The organism is Dactylosporangium sp. NPDC000521 (assembly GCF_042898305.1).
GTDB lineage: Bacteria > Actinomycetota > Actinomycetes > Mycobacteriales > Micromonosporaceae > Dactylosporangium.
The window spans coordinates 470,825-490,887 of record NZ_JBIAYW010000006.1 but is presented as its reverse complement, the minus strand read 5'-3'; the positions used below and the strand labels follow the sequence as shown (position 1 = coordinate 490,887).

The 20,063-nt window shown below is 75.9% G+C and carries 1 protein-coding gene; it reads left to right on the top strand.

Going from position 1 to position 20,063, the window contains the following annotated elements; all coding sequences use genetic code 11:
- Nucleotides 1-8 precede the first annotated feature (8 nt).
- Nucleotides 9-20,060, top strand: a complete 20,052-nt coding sequence (locus tag ACFY3L_RS22470) for a glycosyltransferase (RefSeq protein ID WP_389327089.1) — start codon at nucleotides 9-11, stop codon at nucleotides 20,058-20,060.
- The last annotated feature ends 3 nt before the right edge of the window (nucleotides 20,061-20,063 follow it).

Below are 20,063 nucleotides of genomic sequence, written 5' to 3'. Positions count from 1 at the left end.
ACACACGTGTGCCCGGCGCGCCTGCCGGCGACCCGGCGGGGGTGACGGTGGACAACGTCATCGACACCATCATCGGATGGTTCGTCGAGCTCGAGGAGCACATCCCGGGCTCCGGCAACATGGCCCGCGACCTCATCATCGGCAGGGTCCCCGAAGCCGACAAGGAAAACATCTACACGCTGGCGAAGCACTACGCCGACGCCGCCAACGAGCTCGCCGACCTCTACGAAGAGGTCTCCCACGTCGCCGACGCGCTGATGGAGAACTGGGCCAGCCAGGGCGCGGTCGAGTGGACCGAACAGTGGATCAACTACCTGCGGGCCGTCGGCGCCACCATGGAGGGGCTCAGCTCCCTGTCGCAGAGTCTGGACGGCTTCGGCTTCCAGATCGAGCTGCAGGAGTTCATGGTCGCGCTGAACCTCATCATGCTCGGCGCCCTGCTCGTGCAGCTCATCATCGCCGCGTTCTTCTCCGGCGGCGCCTCGCTCAGCGGCGTGGTCCCGGCGTTCCTCACCACCGGCAGGCTCATCGCTGTCGCCACCACGAAGACCATCACGGCGATCGGCCAGATGACGCTCCGGGTGGCGCTGAGGAGCCTGACCCCGTTCCTGGCACGTGTCGCGCCGACGCTGGTGCGCACGACCACCCCCGCGCTGACCCGCGCCGCCCTGCCGGCGCTGGGCCGCGGCGCCCTGCCGGTCCTCGCCCGCTCGACGCTGCCGGCGCTGCGCACCGCGGGGACGACGTTCGCGCGCACCACACTGCCCAACTTCGCCCGCAACCTCGGCGCCGGCATCATGCGGGGGCTGCTGCCCAAGAACGTCATCGCCCGGCACGTCGCGGACCGCATGGCCAACCAGTGGCTGCGCTCGACACTCACCAACGGGCTCATCCGCAACACCATCGGCCGCAGCGTCGCCGGCGGGATCGGCCGGTCGGTCGGCTCCCGCGCCGCGACGATGGCCGCCGGCCGGGCCACCCGCGCCGCCTACGCCAGGGCCCTGGAACAGCAGCTGGCCCGGCAGTTCGGCGCGAGGGTCGGCGGCCGCGCGATGGAAGGGGCGCTCGGCCGGCTCGGCGTCGACGCGGCAGGTCAGCAGGCCGCCCGCAGCGTCCTCATGCAGCAGGCGGCGGCCCAGACGGTCAAGGTGTCGTTCCGCACCGAGCTGGCGAAGTATCTCGGCACCCGCATCGCCATGGGCGGGCTGTTCATGGGCGGCGGCAACCTCATCGGTCAGCTGCACATCATCGACAAGCGCAACCTCGACCCGGGTCTGCTCGACCTGGATCAGGTCAAGGTGTACGCGGCGCAGGGTGCCCTGTTCGGCGCGGGCATGTGGGGCAGCCCGCTCGGCCACGCCATCGGCGGTGGTGTGGCAGGCGGCCTCTTCAACGCCGCGACCGGTGAGAGCATCAAGGAAGGCGTCCTGCACGGCGCGTTCGTCGGTGGTCTCTTCGGCGCCGCCAGCCACTTCACCGCGAATCCGGCCCACATGCCGATCAAGATCGGTCAGTCGGTGCACATCATGCCGGCGGAGCGCGGGCCCGGCTTCATCACCAGGTTCGACACCCCGCAGGGCGTCAACGTCCCCGCGAGGATCGCCAACCTCAACGGCGTCGAGCAGTGGCACGCGCCGGGCCGCGGTGCCGCGTTCTTCCGCACCGAGGGCGGCACCATCCCCGAGGGCGGGCAGCTGCGCGAGTACGGCTTCGTCGACCCCCAGGGCAAGGTCCAGGTCCACCGGCACATCCTCGACCCGGTCGTCGTGCCGGACCAGCCGCAGATCGCGCCCGGGTCGTCGTTCGGTGCCGGGTCACCGCCACCCCCGGGCGGCCCGGACGGTGGTGGCCCTCCCGGCGGCCCGCGCCAGCCTGCCGGGCCGGCCATCCGCGGCCCGCAGGTCGACGGGGGTGTCCTGCGCGGCCCGGAGGCACCGGTCGACGGTGGCCCGGTGGTGCGCGGCCCGCAGACCGTGCTCGACGGCGGCGGGGTCGTCCGCGGCCCGGAGGCCCTCGTCGACGGCGGCCCGCCGCGTGGCCCCGAGGTCCCGGCCGGCCGCGGCGGGGTGGTGCGCGGCCCGGAGGCGTTGCGGACCGCCGACGGCGGCACACTCGTCCGCGGCCCGGAAACCCCGGTGGACGGCGGCACGGCCCGCCCCGGCGAGACCCTGCGTCCCGGCGAGACCGTCAGATCCGGCGAGACCGTCAGACCGGGCGAGATCGTCAGACCCGGCGAAGGCGTCAGGCCCGGCGAAGGCGTCAGGCCCGGCGAAACGATCCACCCCGGCGAGAGCATCAGACCGGGTGAATCCATCAGGCCGGGCGACAACGGCATTCCTGCCGAGACGATCAAACCCGGTGAGTCCGCACGGCCAGGCGAAACCACGAGGCCCGGCGAGACAACAAGGCCGGGGGAGAACGGAAGGGCCGGTGAAGTCACCAGGCCCGAGGACGGCACCCCGGCGGGCAGGGACGGCCGCCCCGCCGACGGCGGTGACCTGCCGCCGCTGCTCGACCGCCCCGGTGACGCGGGACCGGTCGACCGTGGCCCCGCCGGCACGGACCGCACCACCGGACCCAGGACCGACCCGGCACACAACACGGCCGTCGACCCCGCGCGGGATCCGGCGGCCGACCCGGTCAGCACCGGACCGCCCGCCGCCGGTCGTGGCCCCGCCGAGATCCCGGTGGAGTTCCAGCGGCTGCGCGACGGCTATCCCGAACCGGCCGCGGCAGGGCAGGTCACCCGGGCCGAGCCGCGCAACCTGACGCTCGGCCGGTCGTTCGGCGCCGACGCGGCAGGTGACGCCGCCGGGCTGCGCGGTGCCATCGACCGGGCCGTCGAACGGGTGCCCGCGCCGGCCGGTGCCGCCGGCCGCGGGCCGAACCTCGCCACGCCGTGGCAGGCCGTCCGGGTGGCGGCGCTCGGCGAAGGGCTGCACGGTGTGTGGTTCCGCGACGGTGGCCTCGCCGAGGTACGCATCGAGATCGGCCGCAACCCCGGCGGCGCACGGTTCCGGGTGGAGTTCCCCGAGCTGCGGTTCGACGGCGGGGGACCGGGCCGCCCCGCCGGTTCGGTGCGGGTCGTCGTCGACGAACGGGTCGGGGCCGGCAATCCGGCGACCCGCCCGGCGGAGGTCGCGATCGGCCTGCGGCAGGCGCTCAACGTCGTCGACTCGTGGCTGAAGAGCCCGCCGGACGGCACGGCCGTGCCCGTGGAGACGGTCCGCGTCCCGCAGCCCCGCACCGGTGGTGCACTGCCGGAGCAGCTGCGCGACGCCACGGACACCTCCGTGCCGCCGGGCCGGGGTGCACCCGGACTGCCGGACGGCCTGCCCGATCAGGGGCCGGACCCGATCACGGGCCGCCCGCCGGCGCCGGGCACGCGGGTCCCGCCGCGGATCATGCCGGTCGAGGTCGAAGGGGCGCCGCCGCGCGACGGGCTCTCGACGCCCGAGGGGACGCGCGACGCGTTCAACCGGTACATCGACGACATCCTCGGCAACGCACAGCCGGACTCGCCGGTGCGCATCACGCTCGAGAAGCACGGGCTGGTGGCGCACTTCCCGGACGGGCACTCGGTGTGGTTCACCCCGCAGGTCAACTCGATCCTGGCGGGCGGGCACCCGGCGATCGTGCGGCCCGAGATGGTCTGGGCGGGCGAACGCTGGGTGCAGACCGGACCGGCGGTGGTCGCGGTGCCCGCGTCCGGGCTGCACCAGCTGCCGGCGGCGTGGCGGGCGCTGCACGACTCGGTGCACGACCTGATACCGCCGTCGAAGGCCACGCCGGACGGCCCCGTCAGGGTGCCGGACCACCCGGTGGAGACGCCGGCGCGGACCGTCGACCCGGTGCCGGTGAAGCCGTCCGAGCCGCTGCCCGTCGTCGGTGCCGAGCAGGTGCGGGTCCGGGACACCACCCCGGCCGGGTCGCCGCCGCCGCGGGAGATCACCCCGGAGTGGGTGGGTGCCCGGCTCACCGACAGGTCGACCCCGCCGGAGCTGGCCCGGCAGATCCAGGACCACCTGACCGACGGCGGCACCCCGAAGTCGAAGGCGGAGATCGACGCCGCCCTGCAGCGGCTGCGGGAGGAGGCGGAGGCCGCCGTCGAGCTCGAGCGCGCCGACCGGCCGCCGCGGGTCAGCGAGCACTTCGGAACGCGGTACCGCACCGGCGAGCAGCTCACCGACAACGTCCGGGAGCTCGTCGACCAGGCCAAGGGGCGGCTGGAGCGGACGTTCGAGCCGTCGCCGCGGCTCACCGAGCGGCTCGAGGCGCTGGACTCGGTCCGGGCCCAGGCGGACCGGCTCGACGCGCTGCTGCGGGAGGCGCGGGCGACCGGCGACCTGGCCCCGGTCCGTGACGGGGTGCGGGAGCTGAGCCGGCAGGTCCGCGAGTACGGCGACCGGCACACGATCGTCGAGCACGACCAGCACCAGCGCCGTCCCGAGGTCGACGAGGCGTGGCGCGACCTGCACGGCGTCGACCCGCTCGACGCGGTGGAGATGGTCAACCGGCAGACGGCGATCGACCCGGTCACCCACCGGTTCCACCCGATGGACCGGGCGATCATCGGCGCGGCCGTCGAGCGGGTCATGCCCCGCGACGTCGCCGACGCCGTCATCGGGCAGCTCGACCGGGCGGTGCCGCTGCACGAGGTGCACGCGAGGGAGCTGCTGTCCGCGCGGGAGTACCGCAACATCGAGCACCACGTCCAGGGCAACGTCAAGGGCCTCTACGACGGCAGGCTCGAGCGGCTGCTCATCCGGCCGGACAGGTCCCTGATGGAGGTCGCGTCGACGGCGGTGCACGAGACGACGCACGCGCGGCAGCCCAGCTGGGCGCAGGAGGTGCGGCGCTTCCGCGAGGAGAACCCGGACCCGTACGCGCAGGACGTCGCGATCGCCCAGCGGCTGTTCGAGCGCGAATACGCGGCGTTCCAGCAGCAGCGCCAGTTCCTGGAGGGGATGGCCGGCAGCCGGACGGCGGCGCAGCTGGCCCGCGACGGGCACGACGCCGCGGTGCCGCGCGACTACCAGTGGCTGCTGGAGTCCGACAGCCGGGTCCAGCAGCACATCATCAACGAGTACGTCCGTGCCCTGCCCAACGGCAAGCAGCTGGCCCGCGACGCGTTCGGTGACGGCGCGGAGCTCGAACGCGGCCCGACCAGGCGTGCGACTGACGGCGGGTCCCGGCCGTTGCACGCCTGGCCGGACGTCGCATCGGGATATCGTGATGTACCACTCAGCGCCGCCGAACAGGCCCGCGCCAGGGTGACGGCGGGGCCGGACCCTGTGGTGCCGGGCCGGTCGGCGCTGTTCGACGGTGACGGGCGCCGCCTCGACACCCGTGCGCTCGCCCCGGACGGCGTCGCGTTGTGGGGCATGGGCACCGACGGCACGTTCCTGGTGGTCGGGCCGGACCGTTCCCCCGGCAGCCTGGGGATGCCGCTCGCCGGCTACGGCAGGATCGCCGTCGTCGACGGCGTGGTCCAGTTCCTCGCCGGCGAGCGGATCGCCCCCGAGTACCTGCACCAGGTCACCGACGTGCTGGGCCGGGCCGGGATCGACCTGTCGTTCAAGGTGGCGCAGCCGCGGGTGGAGCCGGTGCGGCTCGACGGCGCGGCCCGGCAGGCCGTCGAGGACGTGGTGGACCTCTACGCCGCCCGCGTCGACGCGGCGGTCCCCGGCTCGCGGGTCGAGGCCCTGCCGGACGGCCAGGTGCGGGTCACGGTCCCCGGCCGGGCACCGGTCGTCGCCGACCTGTCCGGGGTCGCCCAGTCGCTCGCCGGCCGGCTGCACCCGGAGCAGCTGCGCACGGCGCTCACCGAGTGGCTCGACACGTCCGTGGCGGACGGGCTCGACCGTGCCGCGCCGGTCGACCGGCTCGCCGGCGGCGACCGCGGCCCGGAGCAGGTCCCGGCGATCGCCGACTCGGTGCGGCGGGGCCTGCCCGCGGACGCCCGGTGGAGCGTGTCGGCCGGTGCCGACCACGTCGTGGTCCAGCCGGAGAAGGGCCGGCCGATCGTCTTCCGGACCGCCGCCGGACCCGTGCCGCGCGCCGGTGAGCTGCCGGCGGCCGAGCCGTCGACGCCGGTGCGCACGGCCGCGACCGTGGCGGGGAAGCCTTCCGTCGAGGTCGTCGTGCCGGAGTCGGTGCTGCACGACGCGGCCCGGCTCGACAGGTTCACCGCACGCGCCCTCGAGGCGCACGCCGTCGACGTCGCCGGCACCCGCAGCAAGGTCAGCGGGTTCGTCAACCGGCTCCTGGGCCAGGGCAGCGAGCAGGCCGGCGCGCTGCGGCCGGAGGGCCGGGCGTTCAAGCTCAACGGTGACGACAGGCAGCTGCTCGCCCAGCTGAAGGTGCTGTCCGAGGCCCTCGAGCAGGCCCCGCCGGGGCAGCGCGGCGTCATCGCCCGGGAGATCCTCGAGCTGGACCGGCAGATGTTCAAGCGGCCCGGGCAGTCCGGCGCACACGTGCAGTACAACCTCGCCGAGGACGCCCTGCCCGGCATCCTCGAGACCGTCGAAGGGGTCCGGCGCACCTACGGCACCCAGCATCTGGAGCCGCCCGCGTTCGTGCCCGGCCCGCGGCCCGGCCCGGAGCTGGCGAGCCTGCCCGACCTTCCGAGCTCCCCGGTCAGCTCCCCGGTCAGCTCCCCGGAGCTGACCGGGGCTCTCCTCGAGGCGGCCGACGGCGGCCGGACCTGGGTCAGCACCCCGCCGCCGGAGGTCGTGGCGCGCGCCGGCCGGTTCGACTCGCACGCCGTCGACGCGCTCACCGGCCACGTCCGGGGGCTGCTGCGGGCCGCCGCCGACCCCGCCTACTGGACCGACGGCCGGCCGCCGCGGATCGAGCTGCGCGCGCCCGACGGCATCGAGCTGCAACTGGCCCGGCGGCTCGAGCACGTCCGCGAGCCTGTCGACACCGCGGTGTTCACCGACGCGGCCGGTAACCCGGTGCCGGTGCCGCGGGTCGAGGTCACCGGCCCGCGCACGCACGACTCGCTGCCGACGATGCGGCTGGAGGAGGAGATCCGCCTCCAGGACGCCCGCGACCGCGTGCAGTACTTCGACGCGGAGACCCGCGCGTCGATGGAGATCCACCTGCGTGACGGGCTGTGGTACGACGCCGAAGGGGTCCCGCTGGACGGGCTGTACCACTTCGTCGTCGAGCCCGGCACGCTGCGGACCTACGCGCTGCACGAGTCGCAGATGGGCCGGTTCAACGCGAAGCACGCGTCGTTCCTCGCCGGTGGCGACACCCTGTCGGCCGGTGAGTTCGTCGCCGTCAACGGCCGCCAGGTGTCGGTGAGCGGCCGCAGCGGGCACTACGTCCCGACCGTCGACCACGCCTGGATGCTGGCGGAGAAGGCCCGCGAGGGCGGTGCCGACGTCAGCATGTTCGACGTCGAGTCCGGTGCCAGCGACAGCAGCCGCTACAGCCGGCTGCGCGGTGAGCAGGCGTTCACGGCGGCCGTCGGCGAGATCGCCAGGCCCGGTGAGATCCCCGGCGTCGCGCGGGTCGACCGTGTCACCACGAGCCCCGCCGCCCGGCAGGACGCGCTCGGCGTTCCCGGTGCGGTGCTGCGGGTGACGACGACCCGCGGCGTCACGTTCGACGTCGACGTGTCCAACGTGCACAACCTGCTGTCGTCGAAACGCCCGGCCGGTGAGGACGCGCTGTCGTTCGCCTCCGACCGGCAGGTGTTCACCGGCGACGACCAGCTCGCCTGGCTCGGCGCGGACCTGCTGCGCGACCGGATCGAGCTCGGGATGGCCGAGACGGCCGGGCCGCCGCTGCCCACCCGCGACACCGGCGGATCGGCGGCGCCGGCCCGGGCCGAGCCGCTTCTGCCGGAGCTTCGGCAGCTGGTCGGTGAGCTGCTCGACGGCCGGATGCCGCCGGAGCGGGCCACGGCTGCCGTCACCGCCGTGCGGGCCGTCGGCGAGGGCCAGATCGACCGCGCCGCAGCCGCCGCCGGCGCCGACGGCACCCCGCTGAAGGCGATGCGGGCCGAGGTCCTCGCGCGGTACCCGGCCGCCGCCGACCCGCGGGTCGTGGCGCGGCTGCGGGCGGAGGGCCCGGCGCTGCTGGCCGCTGCCCGGTCGCCGGAGCAGCTCTACGACATGCTGCGCGAGGAGAGCACCCGGATCGGCAGGTCGTCCCCGTCGGGGGTGTCCGGGCTGACCGTCCCCGAGGCCGCCCGGGTCGTCGACGGCCTCGACGCCACGGCGGGCGCACCCGGCCGCGGGCACTACAGCTCGCAGGTCGACGCGTGGCTGGAGACCCCGCAGGGGCGCGCTCACCACGAGGCCCGCACCGCGCTGGACGTGACGACGCGGGTGCCGTGGCGCGAACCGGCCGACAGCGCCAGGTTCGGCCCGCTGGAGCAGGCACCGCGGCCCGCCGCCGGCCTGCCCGAGCCGATCCGGGCGGCGCTGGCGCGGTACCCCACCGCGACCGGGCACAACGTCGACACCTACGTCGGTCACGACGGCCGCCTCGGCGGCCGCGACGAGCGGGCCGACGCACTGCGGATCCAGGCGGCGATGCGCCCGGCCGGCGCGGACCTGCTGCTGCACGCGGCCGTGTCGCCGGCCGCCCTCGGCCTGCCCGGCGTCACCGGGCTCGCCGGGATGGTCGGTGCGACCGTCACGCACAAGGGGTTCCTGCCCGCGTCGGCGCACACACCGCAGCGGTTCGAGCGGATCCGGCTGGCGATCGAGGCACCGGCACAGACCCGGCTGACCGGGATCGGTGAGCTGACCGACGGGCCGGCCGACGCCGGCGTGCTGCTGGCCGCCGGGACCCGGCTGCGGATCCTCGGCATCGAGCAGACCGGCGTCGACGTGTTCACCGTCCGCGCCCGGGTCGTCGGGCAGCACGACCCGGCGGCGCTGGCCACACCGCTGCTCGGCCACGACCGGATCGACTGGGCCGACAACCCCGGCGACCGCCCGCCGCAGCGGCCGGTGACCGCGACCGTCGTGCACGGCACGCGCTCGGAGGCCGGCCGCCTTCCCGAGCCGGACCCCGCGCGGGTCGCCGGGTCGTTCTGGGAACGCGTCCAGCCGACCGAGCCGCACCGGCTGAGCGACGCCGTCATCCGGGAGGTCCGCCCGGTCCAGGTGCACACCGGCCCGGACGGCACCGTCGTCGCCGCCGACGTCGAGGTGCACCGCTGGACGGGCGAGCCGCTGCGGATGCGGGTCACCGCCGGTGACGTCGGCGACCTGCGGGCCCGCACGGAGGTCGCCGAGGGCGCCCGGGTCACCCCTGTGCGTGCGCCGGACGCGACCGTCGTGCTGTCGGACCGGCACGCCGACAGCCCCGACCTGCTCGGCACGTTCACCCACGAGACGTGGGAGGTCGACGCCCGGCTGAACCGCCGCGGATGGTGGGGACCGGCCGGCCCGGACCCGCGACCCGACGTGCTGACCGACCGCCCGGGCGCACCCGCCGGCGACCGGCTCTCCGACCACGACCGCGGCGGCGTCGGCGACGTGCAGGAGCGCGTCGGGCGGATCGTCGCGGAGCAGAGCCCGGCGGAGCGGGCGGCGCTGATCGCCGACCTGCGGGCGCACCTGCGGCACCTCGGGCTCGACGGGCCGAACGCCCCGGCGCTGTGGCGGATGATCGACGCCGAGGTGCCCGCCGGGAGGCTCACCCCGGCGCAGCAGCAGCTGTACCTGAACCTGCGCGAACCCGGCTGGGAGCACGTCGCCGCCCTGCAACCCCCACCATCCACTGTGGAACGTGGAGCGCCGCCGCCGCCGGAGCCGGGGCCGACGCTGAAGGACCGGCTCCTCGGCCGGACCCCGCTGACCGGTCCGGAACGGGCCGTCCTCGCCGAGCTCACCGCGGAGCTGCGCGGCCGCGCCGCCGACGCCTCTGCCGGCACACGGATCGGGCAGTTGCTGGACCGCCTCGGCCCCGAGTCCGCCGCCCGTGTCGTCGACCGGCTCCCCGCGGACCTGGCCGCGGCGGCCCGCGAGGTGGCCGACCCGGGTGCGCCGTGGCGCGCCGAGGCGGCGCACCAGCGGCACGAGGAGGTGCGGGCCGCCGTCAACGGGGCGCTGCCCGAGCTGACGGCGGCGGGTCTCGTCGACCACGCCCGTCCGCACCCCGGCGGCGACGCCGTGATCGAGGTCCGCACCGCCGGTGGCGAGACGGTGACGCTGCCGGTGCACGAGCCTTTCGCGGCACTCACCGACCGGGCCGCCGGGGCGGCCGGTGAACCGCTGCGCGTGCGTGCCGCGGCGGACCTTGCCGCGCACGTCGTCAGTGTCCTCGGCGACCGGCTCGGCGTGCTCTGGGCCGGTGACGCCGACCTCGCCGCCGCCCGGGTCCTCACCCGCGGCCACGACGCGGCCCCGGCCGGGCTGCGGGAGGTGTGGCGCACCGCCCTGCTCGACCGGCTGTCCACATTGGACGCCACGCGGCTCGACGCGCTGCGCGGCGAGCCGCTGCCCGACGGCGTCGCCGGGCCGCTGCACGGCCTGCTCGCCGAGGCGATCCTCGCCGAGACGTGGCCGCTGCTCGTCGGCCCCGACCCGGCCGCGCTCGCCGCCGTCGTCGCGCCGGGCCCGGCCGCCGGATCGCTGCACCTGACAGGTCACGACGGTCAGGTCCGGCAGCTGCCGGCCGAGGACGTCGCGGCACTGCGCGACTGGCTGCGCTCCAGGCTCACCGACGGCGCCGGCGCCGCGCTGCTGCGGGCCGAGGCCGCGGCGATCCTGGGCGCGGAGACCGACGTCTACGGCCGGGGCGGGCGCACCCGCGCCGAAGGCGCCCTGACAGCCCTGAGCCGCCTGCCGGACACCGTCGCCGAGCAGGTTCGTGCCGTCGCGGAGCGGGTCGTCGCGGACAACCCCGCCGACGCGTGGCGCCGCGACGTGCTGCCGCCCGCCGCGCAGGAGCTGGCCGGTCACGCCCGCGACGCGGTGCGGGCGGCCCGTGCCGCCGACCGGACCGGTGACGGAGCCGACCCGTACGCGCCGCTGCGCACAGGGCAGGTCGCCGAGCAGGTGCGGGTCGCCGCAAGTACACCCACCGCAAAAGCCGTCACGGAGCTCACCGGCACACTGGACCGGGCCGCGAAGGCCCTCGACGAGCGGGTCACCGCCCGGATCGAGGCCGCGCTGAAGGCCGAGGAGACCGCCACGGCGAAGGCGGCCGACCGCGACGCGGAGCAGGACCGGACCGACCGCAGCTCCGACGCCCGCGCCGAACGGGCCGGCGTCGAGGCCCGGCAGGCAGCCGACGAGGCCGCCCGGCACTACTCCGCGGCCGAACGGTTCTGGGCGGCCCGCGACGCCGCGACCGCCGCCCGCGACGCGTTCGAGCTCGTCCGGCTGGAGCTCGGCGGCAGCGATCCGGCGCGGCTGCGCGAGTACGCCGACGACGCCACGGCCGCGTTCGAGACCTACCGGCAGGCGGTGGCGGCGACCCAGCCGCCGCACGAGGTCCTGACGGCGGGCGTGCCCGGCGGCCGGATGCCGCACCTGGACGCGGTGACCGACACCGTCAACGCGCTGCTCGACGCCGCCGGCGTCGACGTCGCCCTGCGACCCGACGAGGCCGACCGGATCCTGCAGTCGGTGTGGCGGCAGGCCGTCGGCGAGGACGGGGCCGTGTTCCCGGTCGGCATGGGCGCCGCCGAGGTCCGCGTCCGGTTCCACCCGGGCGACGCGGTCGAGGTGCCCCGCCCGCCGACCCGCTCGTCGGAGGTGATCACCGGGCACATGCCGCAGGCGACCGCCGGGCGGACCCTCGGCGCGGTCCTCAACCGCAACGCCGGCCCTGCGGTGGCGTTCCCGGTCGCCGTGGCCCTCGACGCGGCCATCGCCGACGGCACCCCCGGCGCGCTCGGCGTGGTCAAGGAGATCGCCCGGCACGCCACCCTGAACTTCGGCGGCGAGCTGCGCCGGCAGTTCTCCGTGCAGGGGTCCGGCAACGACTTCAGCCTCACCGGCGCCGTCGCGGACAACCGTGGCGAGTCGGCGCTGTTCGACGTCGACGGCCACTGGACCGTCCAGGTCCGGCCCGGCCGCCCCGGCGCGGTCTGGACCGACCCGGTCCCCGTCGGTGACCGCGCCACCGGGCCGGTCACCGGGCCGGTCACTGGGCTGCGGCTGTGGGTGCCGCACCCCTACACCGAACCGGCGCTGCCACAGCCGGCGACGGACACGCTGCCGGCCGGGCGGCCGCGGGCGGAACGGTTCCCGGAGCACGTCGTCACCGGGCTCACCGGCCTGGAACGGCTCAACGACACCGTCGTCGGCATGCTGCCGGAGCAGTACCGCCACGTCGGCGGGGCGATCCGCCAGCAGGTCCGCACCTTCGTCGTCGAGGAGCTGCCGGGACTGCTCGCCGACGCGATCAACGACCCGGCCGGGGTGCAGCGGCCGATCACCGACGGCGGCCGGGTCGTCGCCACCGTCACCGTGCACACCCGGGTCGTGCCCGGCTCGGCCGAGCTCGTCGGCACCGCGAGCGACAGGTACCACCAGGAGCGGCTGCGCATCGCGTTCTCCGGCGCCTCGGGGTCGGTGACCATCGGCGGCTCCCGGCAGGCGGACATCACCGCCGGGCCGCGCACCGACGCCGGCGAGCTGCCGTTCGGCACCGCCGGGCTGCAGGGCACCGTGTCGCCCGGGTCGAGCGCGCGCGACGGGATCAGCGCCGGCGGCACCGCCATCCACCCGAGCGTGCAGCGCTACTCCGGGCACACCCAGGGCTACCGGCTGAGCGTCGTGCACGACGTCACGGTCGAGCCGTCCGGTTGGAAACCGTCGCGGCCCGACCTGCTGACCCGCTCGGTGGAGAGCACCGGGCTGTTCCGGATGCCGGAGCCGGAGGCGTACCGCTACGGCCTGCCCGTCGACAAGGCCGCTGTCGAGCACCGGCCCGACGGCAGCGTCGTCCTGCGCGACGACCCGGTGACCGGCGCGCCGCCGAACAGGGCGGAGCGTCTCCCGGACTGGATCGGCGCACGCGGCATCGACGGCGCCGGGCCCGCCCTCGTGCAGCGCCTGACCGGGGCCGACGCGCTGCGCCTCGATGTCGCCGCGAAGCTCGCACAGGACAACCTGCTGCCGGGACCTGACGCCGAGGGCAACCCGCGGCTGTCCGGCGAGCCGCTGCGCCGGGCCGCGGAGCAGGCGAACCTGCGGGCCCTGACCGAGATCTCCGCCGCCCGGCTGGAGGCCGCCTACGACCAGGCGGCGCAGGACGGCATCCTGGTCAACCTGGTCCGGCAGCGGCCCGGTCTCGCACCGGACCACGTCACGCTGCGGCTGCGGATCAAACAGGACTGGGACCACGCCGAGCTGGTCGGGCACACCACCGCGGAGACGGTCGTCAACCTCGACATCGGCTCGTCGACGTTCGCGCGCACCGGCGGGCGGACCTCGACCCTCGCAGTGCGCGGGGACGGCGTCGCCGACCTCACCCCCGGCGACGGTGTCGTCGTCCCGGGCGGGGCCGGACTCGGCGGGGCCCGCACCGTGACCGGCAGCGCCGGCTGGCGCACCGGCGACACCGTCAACCAGGTGACCCTCGTCGAGGGCGGCCGGACCGCGATCTTCACCGTGCCGCACGTCCTCGAGGTCGTGCGGGTCGACGCCCACGGCGGGGAGAGCTTCGTCGCGTCGCGGAACGGCTCGGCGCGGGTGCTGTTCCCCGCCGACCTGCTGCCCCGCGCCGGTGCGCCGGTCCTGCCGCCCGCGCCACGGACCGGACCCCCGACATCGCCGGCGGCGCTGAGCTGGGCGACCGTGTTGCACCTCGACGCCGCCGGGGTGTGGGACGCCGTCACCCGGGTGCTGCCCGACGGCGCCCGGCCGGAGTCGGCCGCACACGCCCACCTGACGTCGTTCGCCAACGTGCGCAGCCTGGTGGCGAATCCGGAGTGGCTGCTCACCGGCCACCGCACCGACCTCGCCGTCGACCCGCGCGGCGTGACCCCGCTGCGGGCCGGCTTGACCATCCGGGGCCGGGCCGGCGCGTCACAGTTCGTCGGCGAGACCGACCTCGTCGTCGGCGACATCAACTTCACGATGGGCGCCGACGCGGTCACGTTCGGCCGGCAGGTCGGCGGCGACGCGGGCGGCTCGCTGCGCGGCGGGCTCGACCTCGGCGCCGACACCGACGTGGCAGGCGTTCCCGTCGGCGACGCCGCCGGCGGCCTGCGCGGCTCGCGCAGCTGGTTCGACGCCGAGTCGCACACCTCGACCCGCATCTACGGTCGTGAGCGGCTGCGGATCCACACCAGCGGCAACGAGAAGCAGTACATCTACCGCATGCCCGTCGACCTGGAGATCACCGGCGTCGAGCACCGCCCGAAGGTCCTCGGCGGCACCCGGACCGCGCACGAGAGCCTCCCGGCCCGCGACGTCGTCTACGCCATCCCGGAACGCGTCGCGCTGGAGCTCCACGCGGCCGGTGAGCACCCCGTCCCCGCCGACATGATCGCCGACGCACTGCACCGCTACAGCACGGGGCACCTGACGCTGGACCGCAAGGTCGTCGCCGGGCTCCTCGACCGGTACGGCACGCCGCCGGACCTGGCGACCGGCATCGCCTGGAAGCTTGGCGAGCAGTTCCCGGACGCGTCGGTGCCGAGGACGGTCACGGACCCGGCGGCCCGCATCGGCGCGATCATCCGCCAGGAGCAGGGGCTGCCGGCGGTGCCGCCGGCGGAGGGTGCGCTGCGCCTCGCCGACCACCTCGCTCAGGCCCTCGGCCACAGCGTCCTGGAGCCCGCGATCCGCCTGTCGGCCCGCGACGGCCGCCCGGTCGAGCTGTTCCAGGAAGTCCTGGCCCGGGTCGAGCAGGTCGTGCCGGGCGCTGCCGAGCGGCTGCCCGGCCTGTGGCAGGGGCTGTCCGGCAGCCTCGCCGGCAAGCGCTGGACGGGGCAGCTCGACAGCATGCTGTCCCCGGAGGGGTTCACGGCCTCGTTCCCGGTGCCGTCCGGCCGGCTGTGGGTCGAGCACGTCACCGTCCGGATCACCGTCACGCTCGGCGCCGGCACGCCCATCGGCACCAGGCCGGACGTGCTGCCGATCCTGCAGGACTACGCGTACGCCCAGCACGAGCAGACACGGGTGAGCGGGTACGGGTACGGCACCGGCGGCAGCGGGCACGGCACCGCCCTGGACACACCGGAGGTCAGTGGCGGCACCAACCGCGGCTACACCAGGTCCGGCACCGTCGGCGGGCAGCGCACCGTCGTGCAGGGCCTCATGATCGCCGACGGGGTCGTGCGGATGCGCCGGCCGATCGAGATCCACATCGAGGTGTCCCGGTCGGTGCCGCACCCGCTGAAGCAGCTGCCGCGGCGGATGGCCGACCTGGTCACCCGGCACGGCGCGCCGAACAGCTCCCACGGCGTCGTCAGCGGCTCGCTGGTGCAGCTGGCCACCAAGGACCAGCTGGTGCCCCGCTCGTCGGCGGTCGTGGACGGCCCGGCCGACCCGCGGCAGCTGCCGATGCCGGACCGCTCCGTCGTCGAGACCGCCGACATCGGCCGCCTGCACGAGGTGATCAGCGACCGGCTCGCCGGCAAGGACCTGCTGGGCCGCGCCGGGCTCGCCGCCCGCGACGCCGACCTGCGCAGGCAGCTGTCCGCGCTGGCGCGCACCCCGGCCCTGGAACGCGTCGCCGGCCCCGGCGGGCACCCGTCGATCACGCTCAGCGACCCGGCCCGGGAGAACCGGATGGTCCAGGTGTGGGTCCGGGCCGAGCAGTCCCAGCTGCGGGTCACCTCCGAGATCGAGGTCGCCGAGATCCGCCGGGTCAACCGGTCGCAGCGCACCGTGGGCATCGGCGACGAACGGGCCCGGCTCGCCCTGACCGGCCGGACCCTCGCCGAGGACCAGACGAGCCTCGGCGGGCTGAGCGAACGCTTCACCGGCGGCGCCGCGGCCGCCGAGCAGACGTCCGCGCCGTCCGGTGCCCGCCTGGAGACCAGCGACTTCCAGGAGAGCTCCGCCCGGACCGTCACCACCCGCGTCGACTACCACCTGACGTTCGTCGCCAAGACCGTCGAGCCCGGCGGGCGGGAGACGATCGAGGTGTCCGTGCAGATGCCGGACGCCGCCTCCGGCCGTGCGGTGCTCACCCTCTTCCAGCACGAGCTGGACGCCATCCGCGCCGGGCAGGAAGCCGGCGCCGGGACGGGCCCGCAGTGGCGGTTCGACCCGCGCGGCAGCACCGAGACGGCCCTCATCAAGCTCTCCACGACCGCGTCGCGGCACCCCGACGCCGCCGACCCGATCACCGCGGCGCTGCAGCTGGCCCAGGTCCGCCGCGCGGACGTGCTGCTGGACGTCACCGAGGCCGACGGGACCGTCCGCCGCTACCGGGCCGCCCCCGACGGCACGCTGCAGACCGACTTCCCCGACACCGGCTTCGCGACCGCCCGGGCGAGCGTCGACCCGGCGCTCGTCGAGCAGGCCCACCGGCACGGCCTGGACCTGCGGGAGGAGTTCCAGCAGTGGTCCCGCCACCCGGACGGGCACCGCACGTTCAGCGACGCGATCCGGGCCGCGCTCACCGACCCCGCCGCCGAGCTGCGCGGGATCGACTCGGAACTCGGCGGCTGGGCGCCGCGCCCCGCCGATCCGTCGCGGCCGACCGCCGCGCAGATCCCCGGCGACGTGCGCACCTCGGCCGACGCCGTCGCGGCCGGCCTGCCGCGCAGCGACCCGCGCCTGGGTGACCTGCAGGTCATCCGCGCCGCCGCCGGCAACGTCGAGGACCTGGCCGCCGCCGCCCGGCACAGCGGCGACCTCACGCCGCTCAAGGAAGCCCTGCGGGACCTCAGCGACCGGATCCGCGCCTTCGGCGACGAGCTCGCCGACCCGCTCGACCCGGCCGGGCTCGCCCGGCGGGTGTTCGGCGTCGACCCGGCCACGCACCGGTTCCACGTGCTCGACCAGGCGGTCGCGGTCGTGCTCGCGGAGAAGGTCCTCGGCCCGCGCTTCGCCGCCCGCTACGCCGAGGAGCTGTCCCGGGCGGTGCCGATGGACGGCGAGCACGCCGCCGCGGTGCTCGGCGAACGGGGCAGGCGGGTCGCGGCCGCGATGCTGGAGCAGGTCGCGCCGGGCGTGCACCGCTACGCCGGCTACAGCGAACGGGCCGGTGCGGTGTTCCTGCGGCCGGGCACGCCGTTCGTGGAGGCGGCGGCGAGCGTCGTGCACGAGACCGAGCACGCGATGCAGCCGAGCCGCGAGGCCCAGCGCCGGGCGGCCCTTGAGAGCCTCGCCGGCAACGCCACCGCCGCCGACCGTGACGCCGCCCTCGCCAAGGTCACCATCGACCGCGAGCGACCCGCCCACGAGCGGCAGCGCGAGTTCCTGCTCGGCCTGGAGCGGCTCACCTCCGCGGAGCATGCGGAGCTGGCGCCGCGGGCCCGCTGGCTGACCGACGGCTCCGACCTCGACGCCGGGCTCGCGGCGCGGTACCTGCACCCCGAGCCCAACGGCCCGGAGCTGATCAGTGCCGTGTTCGGCCCGGACCGCATCACCCCGGCCGACCTGTTCTGGCACGAGCTCAGCGACCGGGTCGCCGAGGTCGCCGAACGGCGCGGCACGACGGCCGCACAGGAGCTGCGGCAGTTCGTCCTGCAGCGGGTGATGGCCCGGGTGTTCACCGCCCACCCCGAGCACTGGATGATCAAGGGCGGGCAGACGCTGCTGGCCCGCTGGCCGGATGCCCGGGTCACCAGCGACATCGACCTCGTCGGTCACACCGGCGCGTCCCGCACCGAGATGGTGCGCCAGTACACCGAGGCCCTGCAGCGCGGCCTCGGCGACCACCTGACCTTCACGCAGACGTACGAGGCGCCGCTGCAGCACGGCAAGGGTGCCCGGCTCAAGCACGACGCCTACCTCAACGGGCGGCTCGTCGCCGAGGTCAGCGTCGACCTGGCCCCGCCGCGCAGCCGGCCGATGTGGGCTCAGCCGGAGCTCGTCGACTTCCCCGAGCACATCATGCGCACCGGCGTGCCGGGGGAGAGCCCGCAGCTGCGGCTCATCTCGCTCACCGACACGCTCGCCCACAAGGTGTCCGGCATGTTCACCCAGGGCGTCAAGACCGAGCAGACCAAGTGCGGCGACTGCCTGCCCCGCACGCAGGGGACGTGGTCGTGCCAGACGGGTGACCTGCCGTACCGGGTGCAGGACCTCGTCGACACGATGATGCTGATCGTGAACCGCCCGTGGGACGCGGCCGCCGTGCAGCGGATGCTGCTCGAGGAGTTCACGTGGCGGATCGAGCAGGGCGAGCCGCTGCGGGTGCCGGCCAAGTTCTACATCCCGAACCCGGACTGGCACGCCGGCTACGCGGAGTACGCGTCCGGCACGCCGGGCCTGCCGCTGCGGACCGTCGCCGAGGCCCTGCCGGTCGCGCGGGCGTTCCTCGACCCGCTGCTCAACCGCACCCGCGAGGCGACCGGCGTCTGGGATCCGGCGCGGCAGGTGTGGGCCGGTGCCGACCCGGTGCCCGCCGGTGAGGTGGCCGCCGCGGGCCGGCTGCGGGTCCTCGTCGTCGCACACGCCAGCGGCCGCGGTGCCGGGCTCGGCGGTCTGCCGGTCGCCAGCGGCGAGATCACCAGGGCGCTCGCCGCGCACCCCGGCGCCGAGGTCACCCTGCTCACTGTCGGCGAGACCGAACCGCACGGCGCCGCGGTGATCCGCTCCGTCCCGCCGAAGGAGGGCATGACCCCGCGTGAGCAGCTGTTCGAGCTGAGCCGCCGCGAACAGCCCGACGCCGTCGAGGGCCTGCCACCGGCGAACAGCGACGCCTACGACGTGGTCGTCGGGCACTCCCGCTTCTCGAGCACCGCCGCCATGCAGATCCGCAACCGGTGGTACCCGTCGGCCGCGCTCGTCGACGTGCTGCACATGCCGATCGAGCGGTACGCGCAGATCCAGGGCCGGGCCGAGCTCGGCGCCGAGTACGCCCGCCGCGAGGCCGTCGTCGTGCGCAACAGCGACCTCGTCGTCGGTGTCGGCCCGCTGCTGACCGCCGAGGCCCGCAACCTCGCCGAGGGCGCGATCCGGCCGCCGAGCTTCCACGAGCTCATCCCCGGTATCGAGCTGCTCGGCGACGTGAGCGGGCCGCCGCCGGGCGAGCGGATGCACCTGCTCTTCACCGGCCGGGCATCGGACCCGGTCAAGGGCTACACCGACATGATCGCCACCGTCGCCGAGCTCGACCGCCGGGGGATCGCCGTGCAGGTGCGGGTCCGCGGTGTCCAGCCCGACGAGCTGGCGGTCCTGCAGGCCGAGGCGGACGCCGCCGTCGGCCGCCCGGGCGTCGTGGAGCTGCTGCCCTACACCACCGATCGCGGTGAGCTGCTGCAGGACCTGCGGTGGGCACACGCGGCCGTCATGCCGTCGAAGGTGGAGGGGTACGGGCTGTCCGGCGCCGAAGCGGCAGCGCACGGCCTGCCGGTGCTCGTCACCGCCGAGAGCGGGTTCGGGCAGTTCCTGGCCGACTCCGGCCGGATCCCGGGTACCGCCGGCCCGGCGTCGGTCGTGCCGGACGCCGGGCTCGCGGGCAACCCGCCGGCGCGGGCCGCGGTGTGGGCCGACGCGGTCGCCGAGCTGCGTCGCGACTACGTCCAGCGGCGCGTCGAGGCGGGCCGGCTGCAGACCGTCCTGGCCGGGTACACCTGGCAGGACGCGGCCACCGGGCTGGCACAGGCGATCGTGGAGGCGACACCGGGCGCTTCGCGCGACACGGTGCAGGGCCCGGGCGGCGCGGTCCGGCCGCACCCGTCCGGCACTGTTCCCGGTGTGGTGACCGGGCCGGCATCGGGAGGCGTGGCCGGGGCGGCGTCGGCCGGGCCGGGGACGGGTGCCGGGACCGCTGCCGGTGAGCCGGGGGCCGGTGGTCCCAGGGCCGGTGGTCCCGGGCATGGTGCCGGTGACGACGGCGCAGCCGGTGGGGTCGGCGGCCCCGGTCGCCCTGGGGATCCGGGGGATCCGGGCCGCGGCACGGATGGCGGGCGGCGTGGCGACGAGCGCGGGCCGGGACCGGCGGCATGATGG